This window comes from Bacillus cereus group sp. N31, from assembly GCF_016483245.1.
GTDB classification, from domain to species: Bacteria; Bacillota; Bacilli; order Bacillales; family Bacillaceae_G; genus Bacillus_A; species Bacillus_A toyonensis.
This window is the reverse complement of record NZ_JAEHCH010000011.1, coordinates 48,709-72,963: the sequence shown is the minus strand read 5'-3', so window position 1 is coordinate 72,963 and position 24,255 is coordinate 48,709. Positions and strand designations below refer to the sequence as shown.

Here is a 24,255-nt window from a genome sequence, read left to right as displayed (position 1 = left end):
GTGAAAAGAATGAAAATTCTAATATATGTGTTGATGCTTTGCTTTTTTATAACTGGATGCAGTATTGGAAAAAAAGACAATCCAAATGAAAAGCCAGAACAAAAAAATGTCTCAATGAAAAATGTTAATTATACAAACAAATCAAATAAGCCAAATGAAAAAGCAGCGGATCATTTAGCATCTTTAGCGGCAAGTGTGCCAGGTGTGAATGATGCAACAGCAGTAGTTGTTGGAAAATATGCTATTGTAGGTATTGATGTAAAAGCGAAACTAGACCGAACTCGTGTTGAGTCAATTAAGTACTCTGTTGCAGAAAGTTTAAAAAACGATCCGGATGGTGCGAATGCAGTCGTTGTAGCTGATGTTGATACGTATGAACGGCTGAAACAAATTGGAAAGCAAATTAAAAAAGGGAAAACTGGCGAAGGTATACTGGATGAATTAGCAGCAATTGTTGGCCGCGTGATGCCACAAGTTCCGAATGATATGATTGAAAATAGAGAAACGAATCCAATTAAAGATAATGACAAGCAATTACCAAAAGATGAAGAACAAGAACTAAGAAAAGAACAGAATGACCAATCTAATAATCATTTGAATAAGTAAAATGAGCCTCGTACTAAATTGTACGAGGCTTTTTAAATATAATATTAAATATTCAGTTTATTTTTAAGGGAATATATGGTTTAATTATTGTGGGAGGGACAACTGTTATGATGAAAAAAAGTGCATTTATTTTATGTGGTTTCTGCCTAAGTTTCAGTATGACAGCGTGTGAACAAAAGAAAGAAGTGAAAAAGCAAACAGCGACTTCTTCTACTGTGATGGAAAGTCAGAAGAAAGAATTTATCAATATAAATCATTTCTCAAAAATAGATGAAGGAATGACTTATACAGAAGTGAAAGATTTAATCGGTTTTGAAGGGAATTTACTTATAGAAGAAGGGGTAGAACATTCTACACAAATTAAACAAATTTTTGCTTGGAAGGGGAATAATCCAAATTCATTTGTTGAAATTACATTTTTGGATGGAAAAGTGCATTCTAAATCACAGCAAGGTTTAAGTTAATTTGATAAAAATGGGAGAGTATAGCATGAACATACATACTGGGGAAATACAATTAGTTCCGTATAAGGAGACGTATAAAGAAATTATACAATCATTTACTTTACCAAGTGAACAAGTTCAATTCACATCAGATCCAGGCGAATTATTGAAAAAAGCAAAAAGCGATCGCACAAAAAATGTAATTGTTATTTTAGATTATAACGGGGTACCTGTTGGTCTTTTCGCATTACAAACAGGCGAAAGAGTACAAGAGTTCACAGAGAATGAAGATGCTTTACTTTTAACATCATTTTCTATAAATTATAATAAACAAAAAAGAGGATACGCTAAAAAATCATTGGCATTATTACAAGGTTTTGTAAAACGTTATTTTCCAATAAAAAATGAAGTTGTACTTGCTGTAAATGAAAAAAATATGCCAGCACAAAAGTTATATGAAAAAGTTGGCTTCGAAGATAGAGGCTTTAGAAGAATGGGATCGATTGGTCAACAAATAATAATGCATTTACCTATAATAAAATAACGGGATAGAAAACTTACTCTTGAACATTCATGTAGTAAGTTTTTTTTATTTTGTGTTATGTTAGTAAAAACGAAAGTAGGTATCCAAAAAAGATAAAGGTTTCAACATATATAGTTGAAAGGTCAATGAATATGCGAGGAGTAATGATATGACAATTTATATTGCGTTACTAAGGGGAATCAATGTAGGTGGACATAAAATAATCAAAATGGCAGATTTAAAACGATTGTTTGAATCAATAGGATTAAAACAAGTGAAAACATATATTCAAAGCGGTAATATCGTGTTTGAATCTGAGGAAGATATAAACGCTCTAAAAGTAAAAATTGAATTTGAAATTAAAAGGGAATTTAATTTTGATGTTCAAGTCATCCTAAAAACAAATGAAGAATTAATAAACACTATAAAATATTCCCCTTATAAGGCGGATGCTTTGTTAGAAGGAGAAAGTATACACGTTGCCTTTTTGGCTCATCCATTTTCTGAAGATGAGAGGAAGCAGTTACTTATGTACAAAAGTGAACTTGAAGATTGCTATATAGATGAGAAGGTTGTATATTTGTATTTCAAAAATAGCATTCGGAATTCTAAATTAATGAACCAATTTCAGAAGTTACATACACCAGCTACAGTAAGGAATTGGCGAACTGTTAATAAATTAAAAGCAATTGTAGAGGGTATGTAAATATAAAAAGATGAGGTTTTCTATATATAGAAAACCTCATCTTTTATTTATATTGTTTTGCAACTATGAGTTCGACAATAGGATAAATAAAGAATGAAGAACAAAGTGCGATAAACAGTGGTAGGTTTTTAACTCCATCTAAATTGGAACCCATAGAAAAACCTTCCGAGAAGAGTAATAGAAGGAACAATACAACTACAAGTACAAAATACGCAATTTTAAAGCTTTTATATGTAATTTGCTGTCCCATTTCATCCTGACTTTCTTCTGATACACCGTGGGGATCTCCCCATGTAATATGATTGATGAGGTAGCTAAGTATTAAAGCGCTTGTAAAAATTGTTCCACCTAAAATTACACCTCCATTGATGTATTTATAAGCTCCGTGTATAAGTACTCCGACTAATGATAAAACAATTGTTATTAAAATGAATTTTTTACGATTCATATTAGAACAACACCCCCACGATTGTAAAAAATTTTTTACATTTATAGTATAAAATTGGAAAAGGTTCATGTCAAATACTTTTTACAAGCAAGGCAAATGTATATAGTATTTTGTTTTAATGATAAATAAAAAATTACATTACATTTGAATGTAAAAGAATAGGCTCGCATATATTTGGAAGGGATGTCAGATTAATTTAGGGGGTAGTTATGTCTATACTTTTAAAAGCTGGTGCAGATGCAGGAAATAACGGTTTGAAGTTAATGGTGAAAGGGCAAGACCCTATTTTTATTCCGAGTATTTATTCTTTATATATAGGTGAGCCTACAGGATTGTTAGATGAGGGAGATGTGTCATTATCTGAATTAGAAAATCATATCGATGTGACCATTAGTTCTCCATCGCTAATGTTAAATAATGTACGGTACATCGTTGGAGAAAAAGTGATTCAAGATCAATTAAAAGGTACTGAAGTGGAGAAGAAATCGAATAAGTCGACGGATGAGCTAATGGTTATTACAATACTATCGGGTTTAGCAGTAAGTGCTATGCGTCAAAGTCCAACTTCTAGTCATATTAACATTCGATATGATTTATCTGTCGCTCTTCCTATGCAGCTTATTACACAAGAAATAGCTGCCGAAAATGCAAAACGTTATATGGGAAATCACAAGGTTGTTTTCCATTATCCGAACGGTCGTGATGTTACTATTAATGTTTCTATTGAGTTTTGTAAATGCCTGCCTGAGGGCGCTTCTGGGACGTGGGGCATTGTATATGATGAAGAAGGAAATGTTGTGAAACATAAAATAGAATGTGAACAAAATCAAGTTTCAGAAATTGATTTTGTTGATAAAACTTTATTGTCTTTTGATATTGGTGCGGGGACAACAGAAGAAGTTGTTTCGTTAGGGGTAAATTTCCGTCCGCAATTAAGTAAAGGATTATCGTACGGTGTAAAAGAAACGTTACTACAAATTATTACGAGATGGAACCGGAAGTATCCAACAAAAACGATTGATAGTATTACAGAATTCAATCAAATTTATTTAAATGATAAACATCCTAGGAATGCATTATTAGTTGAGGAATCACAACCAGCACTATTAGGTTTAGCTGCGCGCGTCGCAACTGATATTATTAATAAAATTGATGATATGAAAGACGATCCATACGTGTTTATTTATGGTGGGGGCGCAGTTATCATTAAAAATAGCTTGAAAATGATTTTAAAACAAAAAGGGCGTTTAACAAATGTTATCTTTGTAGATAATCCACTATTTACAAATGCAAGAGGATTATTAGTCTACACTTGTTCGCCAAAATATAGAGAGCATAAACAAAAAGAGTTAGGGTTTACAAACTTAACGATAAGTTAGTTGGTGGAAACATGCGATCTAGGCGATATAAACGTGGTGATCGAGTGAAAATCAATATTCATAAATCAGTATCACCTGAAATGCTTGCATGGCTTAATAAACAATCAAACCCAACTAATTTCTTTTTCTTTGCAGCACAGCAATTATTTAAACAAGTAGGAGATATTGATGTGTCAAAAACTTTACCAAGTAGCCATGTTTTCTCATTATATATGGAGCCCTCATCCTTATTAAAAGTCGAAGTAAATCCTTTTAAAAACGTACCACTAGAAGCGAATAAATCCACCGAAAGTGTAAAAAAAAAATCATGGGAATCTGTTGATCAATTAGATTGTCCATTTTTTTAAACATAGAAAAATATATGTAAACCCATCACTATACATATGGATACAGTGATGGGTTTTTGTTAGTGTACCACTAGTCCAATAAATAGAAGGGGCACAATACAAATTTGTGCCCCTTCTATTTATTATTTATCTATATTTTAGATGTATGTTCTGTTACTGCTTGAATAATGTTTTTCCAGTCATCAGGATGATTCTCATGTCCTGCTCCTTCAAGAGTTAAAAGTGCTGAGTTTGGAATTTCATCAATAAGTGCGAGACCATGTTCAAATGGTAGTGCTGTATCGTCAGTTCCGTGAATTACTAATGTGGGTGCTTGTATGGAGCTAAGTACACCTTCATAAGCATCATCACCTTGAAGTAAAGCGTGATTAAACATACTTAATAGATTGTTAGCCCTTTCTATTTCGAGTTTTACTTGTGTATAAACTCTGTTTTCATCAAATGAACGTTTTGAGCCGCACAATAGACGAGAGCCTGTAACTAAATACTCTGTCACAGCGTTTTGATTTGACCAATCTAAATTTGCACCATTTGCGTGATGTATTAAAATTCTTTCATCCATCGGAGGTAAATCGCGAGTGTTGTTATCTGAGCCTATAACACTTGTTGCTAGTAAAGTTAACGTTAAAATTCTTTCAGGATGTTTTACAGCGGCAATTTGAGCAATCATGCCACCTAATGACATACCAAATAAGTGCGCTTTATCAATATGATAGGCATCCAGCACCCCAATTGCATCTTCAGACATAGTTGTTACCGTATAATTGGAAGTTCCAGGTTCGTATGTAACAGAGCGTCCTACATCACGGTTATCAAAGCGAATGACAAATTTCCCTGTGTTAGCTAACTGTTCACAAAATTCTTCATCCCAATAAACCATTGAACACGTAGCTCCCATAATTAATAAAATTGCTGGATTATTAGGATTTCCAAAGCTTTCTGTACAAATATCAGTCCCGTTTGTTTTAATCATCTTTTCGGTCATAGTGTTATCTCCATTTCTTTTGGATTTAATTACAAACATAGAAAATAAAACTCTGTATGATTCTAAGATGTACACAAAATTGAATTTGGAACTCACATTAATTAATAGCGTAGCATAAATACCACCTCTAAACATGTTTATTGTCATTCAAAGCAAAAAATTTTGAAAAATAATTGTAAGTTATTAAAATAAACAGCAAGGAGGAGAGGAAATGAAAGCAATTGTTATTGATCAATATGGTAGTGTTGAAGAACTAAAAGAAAGACAAATTTTAAAACCAGTTGTTACATATAACGAGGTATTAATACGCATTCTCGCAACATCTGTTAATCCAGTTGATTGGAAAACTAGAAAAGGAGACTTACAACAACAATTGCAATTTTCATTTCCAATTACTTTAGGGTTAGATGTAGCTGGAGTTATCGAAGAGGTTGGAGAAGAGGTAGAAGGTTTCAAAATAGGAGATAAAGTGTTTACGAAACCTGAAAATATAGGGAAGGGATCTTATGCTGAATTCATTGCGGTAAAATCAGATTTAGTAACTTATATGCCTACTAACCTAAGTTTTGAAGAGGCAGCTTCTATTCCACTCGCAGGACTTACTGCTTGGCAAAGTCTTGTAGATTACGCAAAAATAAAAGAAAATGACCGAGTATTTATTCACGCTGGAGCTGGTGGTGTCGGAAGTTTGGCAATCCAAATTGCAAAATCATTTGGAGCTTTTGTTGCAACTACTGCAAGTGGTAAAAATGAAGAATTTTTAAAGGATTTAGGAGCGGATCTCGTTATTGATTATAAAAAAGATAAATTTGAAGAGCTACTATCAGATTTTGATATTGTATTAGATACAATCGGTGGCGAAGTACAAGAAAAAAGTTTTCAAATTATTAAACCTGGCGGTGTTCTAGTTTCGATTGTTCATGAACCAAATTATAAAGTGAAAGGGATAAAATCAGGATTTTTATGGCTAAAACCAAGTGGAAAACAATTAGAAGAGTTATCAAATTTAATTGTACATGGAAAAATCAAACCGATCATAAGTAAAGTTGTGTCACTTAATGAAGAAGGGGTTAAAGAAGCTCATATTTTGAGTGAAGGGCAACATGTTAGAGGTAAGATTGTAATTAAAGTGGAATGATGATAGCCGCTGTATATTGACTTGTAGTGAATAAAGATAAATTGGAGTACTCCATAATTTTATAATACCCCAAAGTACTTTTATTTTGGGGTATTAGCTTTTCTTAGTTTGATGGGCTAGTGAACATACTTTTAAAAATTAAAGTTTCGTATTGTATCATGTAATTTCTCTAATCCAATCGCCATATCTTTTTCATTTAACATGGAATAGCTAATTCTTAATTGGTTATTATTTGTATCGTTATTTAATAGACAAGCTGTTCCAGGTAAAAAAGAGACATCTGCTTCATTTGCTTTTTGTAATAAGTTAAAAGGATCAATTGTATTAGGAAGTGTAATCCATAAATTAAAGCCGCCATTTGGTATTTTAAAGTGTATTTCTTTTAGTGGCGATAATATAGCGATTGTTAAATCGCGTCTAATTTGTAAAGCGGTGCGTAATTTTTCTAAATGATTTTTCATACGTTCTGCACGTAAGAAAGGAAGTAGTGCTTTTTGCGTTAATAACGGGCTACCGATATCCATCGAACCCTTCACAGCATATAACCATTCAAAAATAGGCCCATCGGCTATAAGTGCAGCGATACGTAGTCCAGGTGCTAACGTTTTACTAAAACCTTTTAAATATATTACATGACCATTCGTATCAAAACTTTTGATTGGAGGAGGAACTATAGCATCCTCAAAATATATTTCTCCGAAAGAATCATCTTCAATTATAAAAAACTCATATAACTCCGCTAGTTCTATAAGTTCCAATCTCCGTTCTTTACTCATTACTGTACCTGTTGGGTTTTGAAAAGTAGGATTCACATATAACAAAACAGGATTCTTTCTTTGACAAAGGTCATCTATTAAGTCTGAGCGAATGCCGTTTTTATCAAGACTAATAGGTATAATCTGCACTCCTTTGTTGAGAAAAACATCAAGTGCTGCGCCATAACAAGGGCTTTCTACTAATACTATATCTCCAGGTTTTAATAATGTTTGAGCGATCAAATCAATTCCTTGCTGGGCACCACTTGTAATTAATAATTGAGAGGGGTCTGTCACTAATTTCTGATGTTCTTTTAGATAATTAACTATTTCAACTCGAAGTTCATAATCGCCTTGAATAGGTCCATAAGTTGCTAGTAACATCGGATTTTTATCCAGCAATTTGTGCATTTCGTCTGCTAGAAATGGATTTGGTAATAGACGTGGATATAAAATCGCTTGTGAAAACTCATAATATTTTCGGTGTTGATTCATTGCATATTGAGAACGCATAACATTAATAGTTTTCGTTTGTTGCCATTTATAAGGAATAGTTTTGAACTCTTTCTTTACACGTTTATATATATAAGCGCCTTTTCCTTGCTCGATGCGTATATATCCTTTCGTTTCTAGCTGCTTATACGCCTTACGAACAGTCAATAAGCTAATTTGTAAATCTTCGGCCATACAACGTAATGATGGAAGGGAGTCACCATATGAAAGCATGCCACTTTGTACTCTTTCAACAATTTGCATATATATTTGTTGATAATACGGTATGTTGGATTCTTTCCGTATTACAATCTTCATGGCTTCACCTTGTTTCTTTTTTATTTAATTAAAGCGAAAAAAATAAAGAGAATCAACTACAATTTGATGTAACTGTTATAAGCATAGATACACTGTTATACACGAAACCCTCTATACTCATGTTAAGAGTAAAAAGGAGGAAGAAAAATGGTCATTTTCAATTATATTTTAGTATGTATTATTTTCGGCACAACATTTTTAACGATTAAAATCGGAATTGAAGCAGGAGCGCCTCCATTATTTTCAGCAGGAATTCGTTTCTTTTTAGCAGGAGTAATCTTGATGTTTATATTTAAGTTGAAGCGAAAAGAAATTATGCCGCATGTATTTTCAAAACGTATTATGTATGCTGGCTTTTGTTTAACGTTCATGACATTCGCATCTTTGTACTGGGCTGAACAATATATTTCTTCTGGGTTAGCTGCTGTACTTTCTGCAACAGGTCCTATGATGATTTTATTATTACAAGCAAGAAGAAATAAGAAAAAATTGCAAAAGGAGCAATTTTTCGCTTTAATTATTGCGTTAATAGGTGTTGTTTTTGTTTCTTTACCAGGAATGCATCAAGAAGTAAGTTTCATATGGAGTATTGCTTGTATTATTTTAGTAGTAGGGGAGTTATTTTACGGAATAGGTTCTATTCGCTCAAAAGAAATACTTTCGGATTTACGAAGTGTATCACCATTTCTTATTAATGGTATTCAAATGTTTTATGGAGGGATTTTGCTACTAATCGTATCATTCATAGTAGAGCAGCCGAATGTAACTGTATTAACCTCATGGAGCGTACAGTGGCCTATTTTATACCTCATATTTATCGGATCAATTGGTGGGCACGGATTATATTACTGGCTTTTATCAAAAACAAATCCTGTATTCCCATCGACGTGGTTATATGTATCACCATTAATAGCAATTATTGTAGGATATATTGTATTAGGAGAACCATTAAATCCTGCAATGGGTATAGGTGCTTGTTTCATATTGATAGGTGTATTTTTGGCCAATCGTTCAACACTACGGACTTATTTCAAACAAGGACGGTTATTAGAGAAGGAAATGTAGTTGGATAATGTAACGGCCCTGTATATTACCGGGCTAGTAAAATCAAAAACACAGCTGGGAAAATAACCAACTGTGTTTTTATAATTAATTCACTTTTTTAATAAACCCTTTGTAATGACGTTTCACAAGTTGACTTTCTAACGTCTTCATCGTTTCTAGTGCTACACCGACGATAATAAGTAAGCTTGTACCACCAATTTGAGCAGAAGGTGGTAACGTAGCAATTTTCGTAAATACGAGTGGTAATATTGAAATTGCACCTAAGAAAATTGCACCGATAAATGTTAAACGGTATAAAATTTTGGTTACATATTGCTCTGTCGCTTTACCAGGACGAATACCAGGAACATAACCGTTTTGCTTTTTCAAATTCTCAGCCATTTGTTCAGGATTTACTTGAATAAATGCGTAGAAGTATGTGAAAGCAACGATAAGACCGACATAAAGCGTCATTCCAATTGGATGTGCAAAATCAAGATTTGCGACTAACCATTTGGATACGCCTGAATCAGGGAAGAGCTGCGCAATTGTACGCGGCGTCATTAAAAAGGCTGAAGCAAAGATTACTGGAATTACACCAGCACTATTTACTTTTAGAGGTAAATGAGTGTTTTTTGCTCCTTGATATGGATTGTTTCCTGATACAGCTTTTGCGTATTGAATCGGTATTTTACGAACAGCTTGTTGAATGTAAATGACACCAACAACTATCGCTAAAATTACAAGTCCAATTAAAACCATTTTTATTATGTGCATGAATAATTGATCGCCTGCATTTTGAAATTGTTGCAAGTAAATTTGATTAGCAACATTCGGAATTGCCGCAACAAGACCTGCGAAGATAATCATTGAAATCCCATTACCAACACCATTAGCGGTAATTTGTTCACCTAACCAAAGTAAAAATGCAGTACCTGCAGTTAAAACTGTCGCAATAAATAAGTATGTAGTCCAGCTTTGATCTGTTATTAATTGCCCACCTGCTATATTATTAAAACCATAAGACATCCCAATGGATTGTATGAATGCAAGAATGATTGTAAAGTATCGAGTAAATTGAGCTGACTTCTTACGGCCCATTTCACCTTGCTTTGCCCATTCCGAAAATTTAGGTATAACGTCCATTTGTAGTAATTGTACTATGATGGAAGCTGTAATATATGGTGTAATACCTACAGCGAAGATCGAGAAGTGTTGCAATGCTCCTCCACCAAATACGTTTAGCATACCTAAAACGTTGGCTTGATCTTGTACCTTTAATACCTCTGCGTTAGTATGAGGAACTGGAATAAACGTGCCAATTCGAAAAACAATTAGCATCGCTAGTGTAAAAAGAATTTTGTTTCTTATCTCAGCTACTCTCATGAAATTTGAAATCGTACGAAACATTATGTCGCCTCCTATATTTTTATCAGTTCAAAACTGATTATTATATCCCGATGAAGTAACCACAAACCTCCTTCCGCATTAAATTCATTTGACAAATGGAATTTCATACATTTTGCAGTTTTCACGGATATAAAAATATAAGGTGTTACACGAGCGACCTATTATCTTTTCGTAATCATTCAATACCCATAATATATCGAATAAATTAACAAATGTACATACATACGCATGAAAAATGAATAAATAGGGTGATTTTTTACATTTACTTAATGCTAGATTGATAATTAGGAACGTTTTACGTAGTTGTATCGAAAGGATTCAGTGGAAAATATTATGGTGTAGCTGTAGCACATGAAAACCTCAAGGATGTTGAGAAAACGCATATATTTCGTCGTGAATTAGAGAAACTATTAAAGCAAGAAAAGATTTGATTGAAATAGTAGTGAAGGAAAATCTTTTTTCTATAGAGAATATTTCTAACGTAGGAATCTAAGTATGTAGGTTCTAATGAAAGGAGAATTCACATGAATACATTTGTAAATGACAAGTTTGATGAAACGAGAAAGCAATTATTTGAGGAAATTACTTTGTTAAGTGATGCTCAATTTAATAGAAAACCAGATCAGGATAAATGGAGTATAGCACAAGTTTGTCATCACTTAGTTTTATTAGACGAGAGAGTTATAACAGTTATTTCGTCAGGATTAAAAAAGATGGATAGTATCCAAAATGAGCGTAAAGAAATTCACGATATTGTATTAGATAGATCGATAAAATTTATAGCTCCAGAAATGATTGAACCAAGTATAGAAACATTTGAAGTACAGCAAATGATTGATTTGTTAAACAACGCTAGAAAAGAATTGATGCGTTTCCTGCGTACAATAGAAGATGAATCTATATTAGCGAAAAAATCAGTGATGCATCCAGCTCTTGGAGAATTACTTCTAGATCAGTGGATAGAACTGATCTATTTGCATGAACAGCGTCATATAGAACAAATCAAAGAGATAAAATTGCTTTGTGAAGTTGAAAAGTAAAAATCATTATCTTTTTATTGGGCGATTTGGGATAGTATCAAGGGTTCGAGTGATAAAATTCAAATCCTGATTAAAATTATGATGAATGTAGTTGAACGCAACTAATAAGCAGAAGAAAATACGAAACTAGCAGATCTTACTCCCGAAGAGGAAACGAACATTCGAAAAAAACTGAATCCGATTTGCTGTATAAGTGTAACCCCGTCTTAAATGAAGAGCGGGGTTATTATTTTTGGAAGTGATCTCAGTATTTTCATATAGAAGGAAGTAAATTGGCAATGAAATCCGAAAATGAGTTATATGTCCAAAATTTTGAAAATACATATACATCTACCGTTGGTTTAACGCTCTTCACACGTTGGAGGCAGAAGTGTTTTGTTAGAAAACGATAACATACTATTCTGTTAGGGGAAATATACATTTTATTCTCTATATTTTCACAGTAAAACCACCTCCAAAATTATCTTTTGTAGTTGAATTTTTCCGAATAATAAGTTACATTTTAAAGTTCAAGCAACTTTATGCCAGTACAAAAAGGGGAGAAATATTGTTATTATGCAAAAAATGAAATGGAAGAACTATGTATGCTATTTTATTATTCTTATGCTTCTTGTAACAGCAGTAACAGTCAAACCAGCTATTTCTAAGGCTGAGGAATCTGATGTTAACATTACATTGTTAGGTACTGCAGATATTCATGGTAGATTTATGCCTTGGGATTATGCGCTTGATGGAGCAAATATGAGTGGAAGTTTGACGCAGCTTTATACGGTTATAAAGAAGGTCCGTCAAGAAAATCCAAATACCATATTAGTAGATGCCGGGGATACAATTCAAGGAAACTCAGTAGAATTATTCAACGATAAGCCACAATCGCCAATGATGGTAGCGATGAATACAATGGGATATGACGCCTGGGCATTTGGAAATCATGAATTCAACTTTGGATTAGATACATTGAAAAAAGTTAGTGAGCAATATAAAGGAAAGACGTTAGCAGGAAATATTTATAAGGAAAATGGAGAGCGTTTTCTTCCTGCATATACGATTGTTGAAAAAGGTGGAATTAAAGTCGGGATTATTGGTATGAATACACCAATGATTAGTGATTTTGAAAAAGGGACAGATCATTTGGATGGTTTAGTAGTGAAAAATCCAGTAGAAGAGACAAAAAAGGCAATTAAAGAATTAGAAGGTAAAGTAGATGTAATGGTAGGGGTTATGCATATGGGACTAGAAAATGAGAATGGAATCCCAGGTACTGGTGTTCAAGATATTGCGAATGCTTGTCCGGAACTAAGCGCTATCTTTGCGGCTCATATGCATAAACTTGTAAAAAAAGAAGTTGTAAATGGCGTAATTATTACAGAACCAGATAAATATGGAACGCATATTTCACGTATTGACCTTACTTTTACAAAGCAAGATGGAAAGCTTGTTTTAAAAGATAAAACAGCTACCGCTATACCTGTAAAAAATGCTGATGGAACAACAGTATTATCTGATTCTGCACTTGAAGAAACATTAACACCTTTTCATGAGTATGCAAGAGGAGATGCAAATGTTGTAGTTGCTCAATTAAAGGGGAGAAACCTTGTTCCTGAAAATGAAATAAAGGGTATTCCAAGTGTTCAGATTCAAGAAACACCTTTATCAGATTTCTTTCATGAAGTCATGCTCTACTACAGTAAAGCAGATGTAGTAGCCCATCAAATTGATAATGATTCTGCCCGTTTGGATATAGGGTCTATAAAGAAGAAAGATATTGCGTATAATTATCAATATGCTTTGGGAGAAATTACAGTTTACAAGATAACTGGAAAAGATTTAAAAGACTATATGGAATGGGCAGCAGGATATTTTAATTCATCTCGTGCCGGAGATGTAACAGTTAGCTTTGATAAAACCCGCCGTGCATCTAAATACAGTACGAACGATTTCTTTGGAGGGGTAAAATACGAAATTGACTTAACAAAACCATATGGAAGCAGAATTACAAATTTACGCTCTATTCGTACAAACAAACCAATCAAAATGAGCGATGTTATGACGCTAGGAATGAATGCATATAGAATGGAGGCTCTTCAGGCAAAAGGGGGAGCTTTAGAGGGGCGTAAGTTTGAACAAATTTGGTCATCTAAACAAGAGAATGCATTTGGAGAAACAGGTGGAACCATCCGTAACCTTGCTATTACATATTTAAAAGAGGTAAAGAACGGTGTATACACACCAAAAGTTATGCGTAATTGGAAAATTACTGGTGTAGATTTACATTCTTCAGAGCATAAGGCTGTAGTTGATCTTGTGAATAAAGGGATTTTAGAAATTCCAAAAACGGAAGACGGAAAATACACAAATATAGCATCTATAAATACTAAAGACTCAATTTCAAAAGAAGAGATTGTAGCACTCTCGCAAAAAGCAAATATTAATCCAAATGAGTTTAATCATGCAAAGACAAAAGGTGAATTTTATAAAAAACTTAGTAGGATTACTAAAAAAATATAAATTATAAGGTTTCTTATAGTAATTGTTATTTTAATAGCATTAAACCCACTCTTAAAATAGTTAAGAGTGGGTTTTTATGTTGTTATTTAGAGGTAAGTATACTTTTATTAGAATGAATATAGATAATTAATAACTAACCAATTGGATGAGCGCCTATAAGGACTCTCTTTTATTCAAATTAATGTACATATGTGTTCCGTTCATTATTTATAATATTGACCACAATTTATGTAATTTTGCATAATGTTACATGAATTGTGTATTTTCTCTTTTTTCCGACAGAAATAGACAGTATACTTTGTACAAGCTTTCTATTTCAAAAATTATACGAGGTGAAATAATGAAAAACAAAAAGACATTAACTAAGGTAGCATTAACAACAGGATTAGCTTTAACAGCTGTGGCACCATATGGGGTAGGTCATGCAGAGGAAACAGATCAACTACAAGTTCAAATTCAGGAAGAATCGTTCCGTTCGGGTGAACTGACACAACCGTCACAAAAGACACCAGAAAATGTAGTAAAGGATGCACTTAAGGAGAAAACAGAGCAAGCTCTGTCCCAAAAACAAGTCAATGGAGAAGCAGGAGTAGATTATAAAGTCCTTCAAAAACGTGGTTCGTATGATGGAACTACACTTGTACGTATGCAGCAAACATACGAAGGAAAAGAAGTATATGGCCATCAATTAACTGCACACGTAGATAATAATGGTGTTATTAAAAGTGTTTCAGGTGATAGCGCGCAAAATTTAAAACAAGAAGAATTGAAAAAATCTATTAATCTATCAAAAGATGAAGCAAAACAATTTATTTATACGAAGTACGGGAACGATATCAAGTTTATTACTGAGCCAGAAATTAAAGAGGTTATTTTTGTTGATGAAAATAATGGACAAGCTAAAAATGCATACCAAGTTACCTTTGAAGCTGCCACACCAAACTATGTTTCTGGTACTTATTTAGTAAATGCACAAAATGGTGATATGTTAAAAAATATGGTACAAGAATCTAACTTAAAAGCCAGTGACAAACTAGTTGGAGCTTTAAAGAAAAGTAAACAAAGCAGTCTTACATCATTAACCGGAACAGGAAAAGATGATTTAGGTATTAATCGTTCATTTGGTATCTCTAAACAAAGTAATGGCAAATATGCACTTGCTGATTATACAAGAGGGCAAGGAATTGAAACTTATGATGTGAATTACAAAGATATTACTAAAGAAGAAAGCTATTATCCTGGTACATTAGCAACTAGTACTTCAACAACATTTAACGATCCAAAAGCAGTAAGTGCTCATTACTTAGCAACAAAGGTATTTGATTTTTATAAAGATAAATACAAGCGTAATAGTTTTGATAATAAGGGACAAAAGGTAGTTTCAGTTGTACATGCTTGGGATTCTGAAGATACGAACGATCCGAAAAATTGGCAGAATGCATTAAGTGCTAATAATGGAAGTATGCTTGTATATGGCGATCCTATCGTTAAAGCATATGACGTAGCTGGACATGAATTTACACATGCTGTTACTTCTAGCGAATCTAATCTTGAATATTACGGTGAATCTGGTGCGATTAATGAGGCGCTATCTGATATTATGGGAACATCTATTGAGAAATACGTAAATAACGGAACATTTAACTGGACAATGGGAGAACAAACCGGATCTGTTTTCCGTGATATGGAAAACCCAGCTTCTGTGCCATCTTCACTTGGAGTACCTTATCCAGATGATTACAGTGAATTTAACGATTTTAATGGCTGGGATCAAGGCGGCGTTCATTTTAATTCAAGCATTATTAATAAAGTTGCGTATCTCATTGCAAAAGGCGGAACTCATAACGGAGTAACTGTTAAAGGAATTGGTGAAGATAAAATGTTTGATATTTTCTATTATGCAAATACAGATGAGTTAAACATGACTTCTAATTTCAAAGAATTGAGATCAGCATGTATTCGAGTGGCAACTAATAAATATGGTGCGAATACAGCTGAAGTTCAAGCAGTTCAAAAAGCATTTGATGCAGCAAAAATTAAGTAATTTAGAAATATAGTTATCATTCATATATTAATACATTATGAAAAAACAGCTAATATCATTTTAAGGATATTAGCTGTTTTTTTACGTAGCAATGTATTGTTGAAAATAAACTGACTAAGCAATAATTAGGTGCGTTATCTGTAAGAAGTTACGACAAATAAATAAGGTTTAAAGTGTGTAAAAACAGAAAATTAATAATATATTGACCTCTTGATAGAAAGTCTATAAAATGAAAGCGATAACAAACGATTGCTTTAAAATGATTTCCCTGACCTTTTAGCATTTACAAATATATGAGGGCATACACAAATCTATTTTTTTAAGTATTAATGCAAACGCTTTCGTATTAAAAGGTCATTGAAATACATAGGTGAAAATAGACAATATGGAGGTGAATTAAAAGAGATTTCTAGATTAATTTAAGCAGTGTTATTCAGTGTAAGCATAATAAATCGCTAGTAATATTTGAAGAAAGGGTGTATGTGGTGCAAATTACAAAAAGGTTAATTAACAAATCATTCTTATTACTTTCCATAATCGTTATGTTATCATCTGTTTTCTCCTTTCAGAGTGTGAAGGCAATTTCAAATTCGAAAACAACTGAAATTATCATTCATTACAAAGAAAAGCTTGGAAATACAAAAGACTGGAATCTTTGGTTATGGGGAGAAAATGCGAATGGTACATCTTATGAATTTACTGGTGAAGATGAATTTGGAAAATACGCTAAGATAAAAATAGACGGTGACTATAATCGTGTAGGATTTATAGTTCGAACAAATGAATGGGAAAAAGATGGTGGGGATCGTTGGATTGAAAATATAAAGGACGGTCGTGCTGAAGTATGGATTCTTTCGGGTGATGAAAATGTATATAACTCTAAGCCTTCATCGGATCTCTCAATTCAAAAAGCAACTATTGATAGTTTCCATGAAATTACTGTAACGACTAATGTCCCGTTTAATATTAAGGAAAAGAAAATTGAAATTGAAGGCATTAAAATTAAGAATATTACTCCTTATGATATAAACAGTGGAGATATTACTAATAAGGTGAAAATAATTACAGAACAGAAAATTGATTTAAAACAGACATACAAAGTTAAAATAGAAAACTTAGCTTATACGAATACTGAAATCGGTAAAGTCATTCGTAGCGAAGAGTTTGATAAATTATTTTATTATAGTGGTAACGATCTAGGGAATATATATTCCCCGCAACATACAAAATTCCGTGTATGGGCTCCTACTGCGAGTGAAGCAAAGTTAGTTACATATAAAAAATGGAACGATAAAATAGGTACTGAAATAAACATGCAACAAGGTGAAAAGGGAACTTGGAAAGCAGAAATTAAAGGGAACCAAAAAGGTCTCTTTTATACGTATAAGGTGAAAATTGGGGATAAATGGACTGAAGCAGTTGATCCATATGTGCGTGCTGCTTCTGTAAATGGAGATAAAGGTGTAGTCATTGATTTAAACGAAACAAATCCGAAAAAATGGAAAGTAAATAAAAAACCGGAATTTAAAAATCCGGAAGATGCTATTATTTATGAATTGCATGTACGCGATCTTTCCATCCAACCTGAAAGTGGCATTAAACAGAAAGGAAAATATTTAGGGGTAACAGAAAAAGGAACAAAAGGGCCTGAAGGTGTAAAAACAGGACTTGATCATATGAAAGATCTTGGTGTTACGCACGTTCAGTTTTTACCGATATTTGATTATGCATCAGTCAATGAAGAAACTTTAAATGAACCACAATACAACTGGGGATATGACCCGAAAAATTTCAACGTTCCAGAGGGCTCCTATTCTACAAATCCTTATGAGCCGACTGCTCGAATAACTGAATTAAAGCAAATGATTCAAGTGCTACATGATAATAACCTTCGTGTTGTAATGGACGTAGTATATAACCATATGTATAATGCGGCTGAATCTAATTTTCATAAGTTAGTTCCAGGTTATTATTATCGATACAATGAAGATGGAACATTTGCAAATGGAACTGGAGTAGGAAACGATACTGCTTCAGAACAAAAAATGATGAGGAAATTTATGGTTGATTCTGTAACATACTGGGCAAAAGAATACAATTTAGATGGATTCCGTTTTGATTTAATGGGCATTCATGATTATGAAACGATGAATGAAATACGTAAAGCTGTTAATCAAATTGACCCTTCAATTATTCTGCATGGGGAAGGTTGGGATTTAAATACACCTCTTGCAGCTGAGTTGAAAGCAAATCAAAAAAATGCGAAGAAAATGAAAGGGATTGCTCATTTTAACGATAATATACGTGATGGATTGAAAGGTAGTGTATTTGAGGAGAAAGAAAATGGTTTTGTAAATGGAAAAGAAAACATGGAAGATCGTATTAAAAAAGGCATTACAGCAGGTATTGACTATGATACAAAGTCGTCTACCTATCAAGATCCAGAGCAGGTGCTAACTTATGTGGAAGCACATGACAATCATACATTATGGGATAAACTTGAGTTAACTAATCCAGGTGATAGTGAAGAAGTGCGAAAACAAATGCACAAATTGTCTTCTTCGATTTTATTAACATCACAAGGGATTCCATTCTTACATGCAGGGCAAGAGTTTATGCGCACGAAATATGGTGATCATAACAGTTACAAATCTCCTGATTCGATTAACCAGATGGATTGGTTACGCCGTGCAGCATATAATAATGAAGTAGATTATATGAAGGGCTTAATAGATTTACGAAAAAAGTACCCAGCTTTTCGAATGACATCTACTGAGCAAATTAAAAAGCATATATCATTTATAGATGCTCCCAAAAATGTTATAGCTTATTCAATAGATGGAAAGGGCAATGGGAATAAAAATGAAAACTTTATGGTGGCTCACAATGCAAATAGAGAATCCGTTGACATAACTTTGCCATCGAAAGGTCCTTGGAAAGTACTAGTAGATGGTAAGCAGGCAGGTAGTAAAACACTTTATGTTGTCCATAATAATAAAATTAAAGTTCCTGCATTAAGTTCATTCGTTTTAAAAACAGCGAAACCGATTAATTAAAAGCAAGTCATGTGGAAGTATATACTGAATTGAGTACATGTAATAAGGATTGTACATGCAAAAAGCGAAGTGACGATTATGTTCACTTCGCTTTTAAAGTTAAATTAGTATAATTTCACATACTGTAATTATATTACAATTTAATAAAAAAGATAAACAACAAGAGAAGAACTCACCAGTGTTCTTCTCTTTCTTATATGTAATTAGGGTTTCCATAACTGTAGATATGGATGGTGTAAATGAATTTACTCTTAAAATAATAACAGAACAAATAAAGCATTTTATATGTAATATTGCATAAACAGGGTAAACAACAATAATATCTGGTGAATAAGTAGCGCTTTTCCATATGGCGAGTTATTTCATAGTTACATCCTAAATTCTATATCATTTTCCAATCATGCAAGGTTAAGGGAGATGACAATAGAAAGATTTAAAAATGAGCTCAGTATAAAATAAAACATTATAAGTATAAAATCCTGTACTTAGTAATCTCTTACTTTAAAGCATCACATTGGGAAAGTGTGGGGGGTTCAATCGATTCTGAATAAAATTGATAGTATCAGTTGCAATTTTTTTACGTTTAAGAACAATCCCAGCATGCCCACATGTATAAATATATCGAGTAGGTTTTTCCCAAGATGCCCACAAGTAGTCCGTATCCTCACGGTGCACATATAGATCGTGCTTGCCTGAAATTAATAAAATATTTTCTTTTTTCACTTTTGGTAATGCTTGACTCGGTTCAGTGATTTTCCAATAATCTATTAAATCATTATACGTTACACCATGATGTTCCAAATCTTTTCTAATGAATTTACCTGGATTTGTCTTCCAAATTGAATATGAAAGTCGATTCGCGTAGAAAATGGATGCCAATACATCAATGTCTGATTCAACAAGAGCTGTTAGGTTTGTAATAACCCCACCTAAACTGATTCCTATTAAAATCAAGGGACCATTTTTATTTGCTTTAATCCATTTAATCAAAGTTCGTAAATCAGCTACCGCTTGTCTAGTGGCTTGTACAGTTCGTTCAATATTAGCACTTACCATGTACTCTCCACTGAATAGGGATTGGTTGGGTTTTCTTTCAAAATGATAGGGTAGAGTAAAATAATACATATTCCACTTCAAGTTAGTCATATGGTCGTGAAATATTTTTTTTACACGTTCGTTAGAATCCATTCTCCAACCGTGAACGAAGATGACATGAGGTGCATCTTCGTTTTCATGTAAAAATAATTCCCCAGTTACAGAATCGTTGCGTGAATCACCAGATTGAACCGAGCTTTTATATTTGAACTGTCCAACCATGTATTCCTTTTCTTGCTTTGCATGCTTAATGTTAAAATGAATATTAGATGGTTGTACTTTATAAAAAAATTCTATGTCCTTTATATCTAGTGCGGTGTTAGAAAGAGAAGTATATTGAAACTCTCCACTTCTTTTTTTGTGCAAATCATACAAGGCGTATCGATCAATGAGTTTTGAAAAAATCAAATTAACTTCCTCCAAAATACATATTATTTAAAACATGGACAAAATTTATGTTTTATTTATGCTGTATATTAAATTAAAAATATTCTTTTTACCCAATATTACGTGATTGAAGTATAAAACCAGGTGATGAATTTGTATATTATAAAACTAATAATATAATAAAACCATAAATAATTTATACTACAATTTAAAAAACAAGTTAATATTCTCATTCATATGAGAGAACATTAACTTGCTTATTTTCGTATCAAAAGATACACCGTTTGAAGTGATGTAATTTATATGATAAACAATGTGTCAATTTGTATATTTTATACAGTGATAGTTACTATAGTTTTCGAAGCCGATAGTCAATGAACCTTACAATATGCGTCTTTTTGCTATATAAATAACAATATTCATTAAAGAAAAAGTTTTAATCCTTCATGAGAATCTTTAAATCCTAATTTCTTATAAAATTGCAAAGCTTCTTGTCGTTCCTTATCTGTTGTTAACTGTACTAAATGACATCCCCGTAATGTAGCACGTTGAATAGCCCATTTAATAAGTTTAGTTCCTATACCTTTACCACGTTTTGATGAGGCTGTCCGTACACCCTCAATTGTAGCTCTCCAACCCCCTTGACGTGCAATGTAAGGCGTAAATGTAATTTGTTGAAGACCAACAATCTCCGTCCCATCACACGCTACAATCAACTCATTATTTGGATCACAATCAATAGCATGAAATGCTCTTATATAACTATCAGGGAGTGGTGTTTCATAGCGCTCTCTTTTATTTCCTAAAACATCATCAGCAAGCATTTTTACAATATCATCTAAATCATCTGCCGTAGCAATCCTAAATGTTATAATTTCTGTCACTATTAAAAAACCTCCTTAATGTATGCACCTGTTACTTTTATTTTACTTGTTTAAATACAATAGGTTAAATTATAAAATATTATGAGTCTCTATAACTTTTTCTTATAGATAACATAAAAGCCTAACTTATAAAATGATATGTTAGGCTTTTTAACACAATATTATTATTAAAAAATCCGACCAACTCATTAATAGATTTTCATATTTAACAAACACACATATAACCATTCAAATAGGGTGCTTTTAATTTGCTCTATAGAAATTACATAATAAGCATAGATTTTTATGCTCTCATTCAATGAATCTTAACCAATAAGACTACCTCCTTACCAATAGTTCTTGACTAAGTCATTGCATAACTACACATAAACTCCTTATATCTCTAGATAAACTACCGATTAGCTCCATATAGACTCTAGATAATCTATATAAAATATAAGTTATCAAGGAGGTAAGAAAAAATAAACTTTATGAAACGAGCAATTCTCAGTATGAAAAAAAGAGTAGGAACATCATTAATTTTGATGGCAGTCTTCCTAATTGTTACAAATTTAGTGTTGGCAGGATTTACAATCCAAAATGCATCAAAAAAAGCTGCGGATGCAGCAAGAAAAAAACTAGGTGCAGATGTTACTTTAAGTCTTGATTTTGACAAATTAGGTCAACAGGCTCAGAAAACTGGAGAGATGCCTAATCCACCGAAGCTCAACACGAAAGAAGCAGATCAATTAGCGAAGTCAAAGTATGTAAAAGACTATAATTACATAAGCAATACATTCGGAATCTCGGATGGACTTAAACTAGTAGGAGCTTCAGAAGGAGAAGAAGAAGGAAAGGGTAAAGCGGGAATGGCGGCTGTACGAGGCGGTTCAAGCTCCGGTACAGAAATAGATATGAATGCTTCCTTTATGATTGAGGGAGTTCGCAAGACTGCATTACAAGAAAGCTTTAAGAACGGAAAAAGTAAAATCATTGATGGGAAACCAATTACAGAACAGATGAAAGATCAGAATGTAGCTTTAATGGAAAAACGATTTGCGGAATTAAACAATTTGAAAGTAGGAGACAAAGTTAAAGTGCAATCAGGGGATAAGAAGGAAACCCTCGAGGTTGAAATTATCGGTATTTACGAAACGAATGAGCAAGCAATGGGTCAACAGGCCCCTCCTATAATGGATCCAGCTAATAAACTATATATGCCGCATTCAACTATGAAAAAATTTGAAGTAGATCAAGGTATAAGTAGCATTCAAGTCGTTTATTTCTTGAAAGACCCACAAAACATTGAAGCATTTAAAAAAGAAGCAAAAAAATCTAAGATTAATTTTAATTACTATAAATTAGATGCACATGATTCATTGTACAAACAAATGATTGGGCCTATCGAAAATATCTCATCTACTTCTCAAATGATTATTTATATTGTATCAATTGCAGGTGCGATTATATTAGGATTAATCATTATGTTATCGATTAAAGGACGTCGTAAAGAAATGGGGATTCTATTGTCCATTGGAGAAAAAAAGTGGAAGCTGATGGCGCAGTTCGTAGTAGAAGTAGTATGTATCGCTATTTTATCTTTTGGATTATCCATAACAACAGGAGCTAAAGTTTCTCAATATATAGGGGATAATTTACTTTCAAGTGAAGTTGCTACAGCAAGCGAAGAAACAAACACTCCGCAAAATGGGACTGTAATGATGTCTGGACCTGGTGGAAATGTACAAAATCAAAAAGAGGATCCGATTGATAAAATTGATGTAAGTGTAACAGGAGAAGATGTAGGCAAAATGGGAGGGATAGGACTAGCTATTGCTATATTAGCAACGCTTCTTCCAGCATTATCTATTCTACATTTAAACCCTAAACAAATTCTTTTAAAAGATGAATAAGGAGGCTCGATATGGAAACGATTTTACAATTTAAAAATTTGGACTATTATTATGAAAGTAATGGCAAAAATGTAGCGATACTAGATAATGTTAATTTTTCTTTTCAAAAAGGGCATTTCTACACGATTTTAGGACCATCTGGATCTGGTAAAACTACAACTCTGAGTTTAGGTTGTGGACTGGATGTCCCTAAAAATGGTTATGTACTGTATAATGGAAAAGATATTCGGAAAATTGGTTTGGATCGATACCGCAATCAACATGTATCTGTAATTTTCCAATCTTATAATTTGATTACCTATATGACCGCTCTTCAAAATGTCCTAACAGCTATGGAAATTACAGGTGTTAAAGTGAAAAATAAAACTGCAAGGGCATTAGAATTATTAGAGAAGGTAGGACTTACAGAAGTAGAAGCGAAACGTAACGTTTTGCAACTAAGTGGCGGGCAACAACAACGTGTAGCAATTGCTCGAGCATTATCTTGTGATGTTGATTTACTGATTGCGGATGAGCCAACAGGAAACCTCGACGCAGAAACGGCAATGGATATAATAGAACTGTTTCAAGAACTTGCACATAAAGAAAATAAATGTATTATTGTTGTGACGCACTCACAGGAAGTTGCTAAAAAATCAGATCGTGCAGTTTATTTAAGTAAGAAGAAGTTAATAGTAAACGAAATTTAATATAAACACTCTAGTTTTTTAATTCACATAATTTTCGAAAATTGGTTTCTTCAAATATTAATAATT

The 24,255-nt window shown here is 33.0% G+C and carries 20 protein-coding genes; 14 read left to right on the top strand and 6 right to left on the bottom strand.

Translation table 11 applies throughout. The annotated features are described in order from the left end of the window. Nucleotides 1-9: 9 nt before the first annotated feature. From JDS81_RS15400 to JDS81_RS15385, 4 genes are all read left to right on the top strand, one after another. Complete coding sequence (locus JDS81_RS15400) at nt 10-606, top strand: YhcN/YlaJ family sporulation lipoprotein (protein WP_000698005.1); 597 nt, start codon at nt 10-12, stop codon at nt 604-606. A 107-nt stretch (nt 607-713) separates the two neighbouring features. Continuing rightward, a complete protein-coding gene (locus JDS81_RS15395) occupies nt 714-1,070 on the top strand; it encodes a hypothetical protein (protein ID WP_000976449.1) in 357 nt (118 codons plus the stop codon). Between the two features lie 25 nt (nt 1,071-1,095). After that, nucleotides 1,096-1,593: a GNAT family N-acetyltransferase gene (locus JDS81_RS15390; protein ID WP_097952542.1), complete on the top strand. Its 498-nt coding sequence runs from the start codon at nt 1,096-1,098 to the stop codon at nt 1,591-1,593. Between the two features lie 148 nt (nt 1,594-1,741). Then, nucleotides 1,742-2,278, top strand: a complete 537-nt coding sequence (locus JDS81_RS15385) for a DUF1697 domain-containing protein (protein WP_097952544.1) — start codon at nt 1,742-1,744, stop codon at nt 2,276-2,278. 43 nt (nt 2,279-2,321) lie between these two features. On the opposite strand, the gene JDS81_RS15380 is transcribed toward JDS81_RS15385, so the two are convergent. Next, the gene (locus tag JDS81_RS15380; protein WP_001080326.1) at nt 2,322-2,726 is read right to left on the bottom strand and encodes a DUF2178 domain-containing protein; all 405 of its coding nucleotides are present in this window, start codon (nt 2,724-2,726) and stop codon (nt 2,322-2,324) included. Between the two features lie 209 nt (nt 2,727-2,935). On the opposite strand from JDS81_RS15380, the gene JDS81_RS15375 reads away from it, so the two are divergent. After that, complete coding sequence (locus JDS81_RS15375; protein ID WP_000025613.1) at nt 2,936-4,105, top strand: ParM/StbA family protein; 1,170 nt, start codon at nt 2,936-2,938, stop codon at nt 4,103-4,105. Between the two features lie 11 nt (nt 4,106-4,116). Then, nucleotides 4,117-4,452 carry a hypothetical protein gene (locus JDS81_RS15370; protein ID WP_001257766.1) on the top strand — a complete coding sequence of 112 codons (336 nt, stop codon included), beginning with the start codon at nt 4,117-4,119 and terminating at the stop codon, nt 4,450-4,452. 130 nt (nt 4,453-4,582) lie between these two features. Here JDS81_RS15370 and mle read toward each other — a convergent pair whose 3' ends face one another. Next, the gene (gene mle, locus JDS81_RS15365; protein WP_097952546.1) at nt 4,583-5,437 is read right to left on the bottom strand and encodes a BCA family alpha/beta fold macrolide esterase; all 855 of its coding nucleotides are present in this window, start codon (nt 5,435-5,437) and stop codon (nt 4,583-4,585) included. Nucleotides 5,438-5,648: 211 nt separating this feature from the next. Between mle and JDS81_RS15360 the strand changes: the two genes are divergently transcribed. Beyond that, nucleotides 5,649-6,575, top strand: a complete 927-nt coding sequence (locus tag JDS81_RS15360; RefSeq protein WP_097952548.1) for an NADP-dependent oxidoreductase — start codon at nt 5,649-5,651, stop codon at nt 6,573-6,575. Nucleotides 6,576-6,706: 131 nt separating this feature from the next. Here the strand turns inward: JDS81_RS15360 and pdxR are convergent, their stop codons facing one another. Beyond that, a complete protein-coding gene (gene pdxR, locus JDS81_RS15355; protein ID WP_097952550.1) occupies nt 6,707-8,140 on the bottom strand; it encodes a MocR-like pyridoxine biosynthesis transcription factor PdxR in 1,434 nt (477 codons plus the stop codon). 147 nt (nt 8,141-8,287) lie between these two features. On the opposite strand from pdxR, the gene JDS81_RS15350 reads away from it, so the two are divergent. Beyond that, nucleotides 8,288-9,205, top strand: a complete 918-nt coding sequence (locus JDS81_RS15350) for a DMT family transporter (RefSeq protein ID WP_000234344.1) — start codon at nt 8,288-8,290, stop codon at nt 9,203-9,205. An 84-nt stretch (nt 9,206-9,289) separates the two neighbouring features. On the opposite strand, the gene secY is transcribed toward JDS81_RS15350, so the two are convergent. Next, nucleotides 9,290-10,594, bottom strand: a complete 1,305-nt coding sequence (gene secY, locus JDS81_RS15345) for a preprotein translocase subunit SecY (RefSeq protein WP_000490108.1) — start codon at nt 10,592-10,594, stop codon at nt 9,290-9,292. A 524-nt stretch (nt 10,595-11,118) separates the two neighbouring features. Between secY and JDS81_RS15340 the strand changes: the two genes are divergently transcribed. The 4 genes from JDS81_RS15340 (at nt 11,119) to pulA (ending at nt 19,242) form a co-directional block, all read left to right on the top strand. Beyond that, the gene (locus JDS81_RS15340) at nt 11,119-11,634 is read left to right on the top strand and encodes a DinB family protein (protein WP_097952552.1); all 516 of its coding nucleotides are present in this window, start codon (nt 11,119-11,121) and stop codon (nt 11,632-11,634) included. A 555-nt stretch (nt 11,635-12,189) separates the two neighbouring features. Next, nucleotides 12,190-14,142, top strand: a complete 1,953-nt coding sequence (locus JDS81_RS15335) for a bifunctional metallophosphatase/5'-nucleotidase (protein WP_097952554.1) — start codon at nt 12,190-12,192, stop codon at nt 14,140-14,142. 340 nt (nt 14,143-14,482) lie between these two features. Next, the gene (locus JDS81_RS15330; RefSeq protein ID WP_097952556.1) at nt 14,483-16,186 is read left to right on the top strand and encodes a M4 family metallopeptidase; all 1,704 of its coding nucleotides are present in this window, start codon (nt 14,483-14,485) and stop codon (nt 16,184-16,186) included. A 485-nt stretch (nt 16,187-16,671) separates the two neighbouring features. After that, a complete protein-coding gene (pulA, locus tag JDS81_RS15325; protein WP_097952558.1) occupies nt 16,672-19,242 on the top strand; it encodes a type I pullulanase in 2,571 nt (856 codons plus the stop codon). A 501-nt stretch (nt 19,243-19,743) separates the two neighbouring features. Here the strand turns inward: pulA and JDS81_RS15320 are convergent. Then, nucleotides 19,744-20,745: an alpha/beta hydrolase gene (locus JDS81_RS15320; RefSeq protein WP_097952560.1), complete on the bottom strand. Its 1,002-nt coding sequence runs from the start codon at nt 20,743-20,745 to the stop codon at nt 19,744-19,746. Nucleotides 20,746-21,146: 401 nt separating this feature from the next. Continuing rightward, entirely contained in the window at nt 21,147-21,608 is a 462-nt protein-coding gene (locus JDS81_RS15315; RefSeq protein WP_097952562.1) for a GNAT family N-acetyltransferase, read from the bottom strand. A gap of 461 nt (nt 21,609-22,069) precedes the next feature. Here JDS81_RS15315 and JDS81_RS15310 point away from each other — a divergent pair, with 461 nt between their 5' ends. Continuing rightward, nucleotides 22,070-23,500 carry an ABC transporter permease gene (locus tag JDS81_RS15310; RefSeq protein ID WP_097952564.1) on the top strand — a complete coding sequence of 477 codons (1,431 nt, stop codon included), beginning with the start codon at nt 22,070-22,072 and terminating at the stop codon, nt 23,498-23,500. Between the two features lie 11 nt (nt 23,501-23,511). Then, nucleotides 23,512-24,189, top strand: a complete 678-nt coding sequence (locus JDS81_RS15305; RefSeq protein WP_097952566.1) for an ABC transporter ATP-binding protein — start codon at nt 23,512-23,514, stop codon at nt 24,187-24,189. Nucleotides 24,190-24,255: the final 66 nt, after the last annotated feature.

Coding starts and splice junctions, on each gene's coding strand:
- JDS81_RS15395 (WP_000976449.1), top strand. CDS start 714: ATGATGAAAAAAAGTGCATTTATTTTATGTGGTTTCTGCCTAAGTTTC.
- JDS81_RS15305 (WP_097952566.1), top strand. CDS start 23,512: ATGGAAACGATTTTACAATTTAAAAATTTGGACTATTATTATGAAAGT.
- JDS81_RS15400 (WP_000698005.1), top strand. CDS start 10: ATGAAAATTCTAATATATGTGTTGATGCTTTGCTTTTTTATAACTGGA.
- JDS81_RS15380 (WP_001080326.1), bottom strand. CDS start 2,726: ATGAATCGTAAAAAATTCATTTTAATAACAATTGTTTTATCATTAGTC.
- JDS81_RS15330 (WP_097952556.1), top strand. CDS start 14,483: ATGAAAAACAAAAAGACATTAACTAAGGTAGCATTAACAACAGGATTA.
- pdxR (WP_097952550.1), bottom strand. CDS start 8,140: ATGAAGATTGTAATACGGAAAGAATCCAACATACCGTATTATCAACAA.
- secY (WP_000490108.1), bottom strand. CDS start 10,594: ATGTTTCGTACGATTTCAAATTTCATGAGAGTAGCTGAGATAAGAAAC.
- JDS81_RS15375 (WP_000025613.1), top strand. CDS start 2,936: ATGTCTATACTTTTAAAAGCTGGTGCAGATGCAGGAAATAACGGTTTG.
- mle (WP_097952546.1), bottom strand. CDS start 5,437: ATGACCGAAAAGATGATTAAAACAAACGGGACTGATATTTGTACAGAA.
- JDS81_RS15360 (WP_097952548.1), top strand. CDS start 5,649: ATGAAAGCAATTGTTATTGATCAATATGGTAGTGTTGAAGAACTAAAA.
- JDS81_RS15385 (WP_097952544.1), top strand. CDS start 1,742: ATGACAATTTATATTGCGTTACTAAGGGGAATCAATGTAGGTGGACAT.
- JDS81_RS15370 (WP_001257766.1), top strand. CDS start 4,117: ATGCGATCTAGGCGATATAAACGTGGTGATCGAGTGAAAATCAATATT.
- JDS81_RS15390 (WP_097952542.1), top strand. CDS start 1,096: ATGAACATACATACTGGGGAAATACAATTAGTTCCGTATAAGGAGACG.
- JDS81_RS15350 (WP_000234344.1), top strand. CDS start 8,288: ATGGTCATTTTCAATTATATTTTAGTATGTATTATTTTCGGCACAACA.
- JDS81_RS15340 (WP_097952552.1), top strand. CDS start 11,119: ATGAATACATTTGTAAATGACAAGTTTGATGAAACGAGAAAGCAATTA.
- JDS81_RS15335 (WP_097952554.1), top strand. CDS start 12,190: ATGCAAAAAATGAAATGGAAGAACTATGTATGCTATTTTATTATTCTT.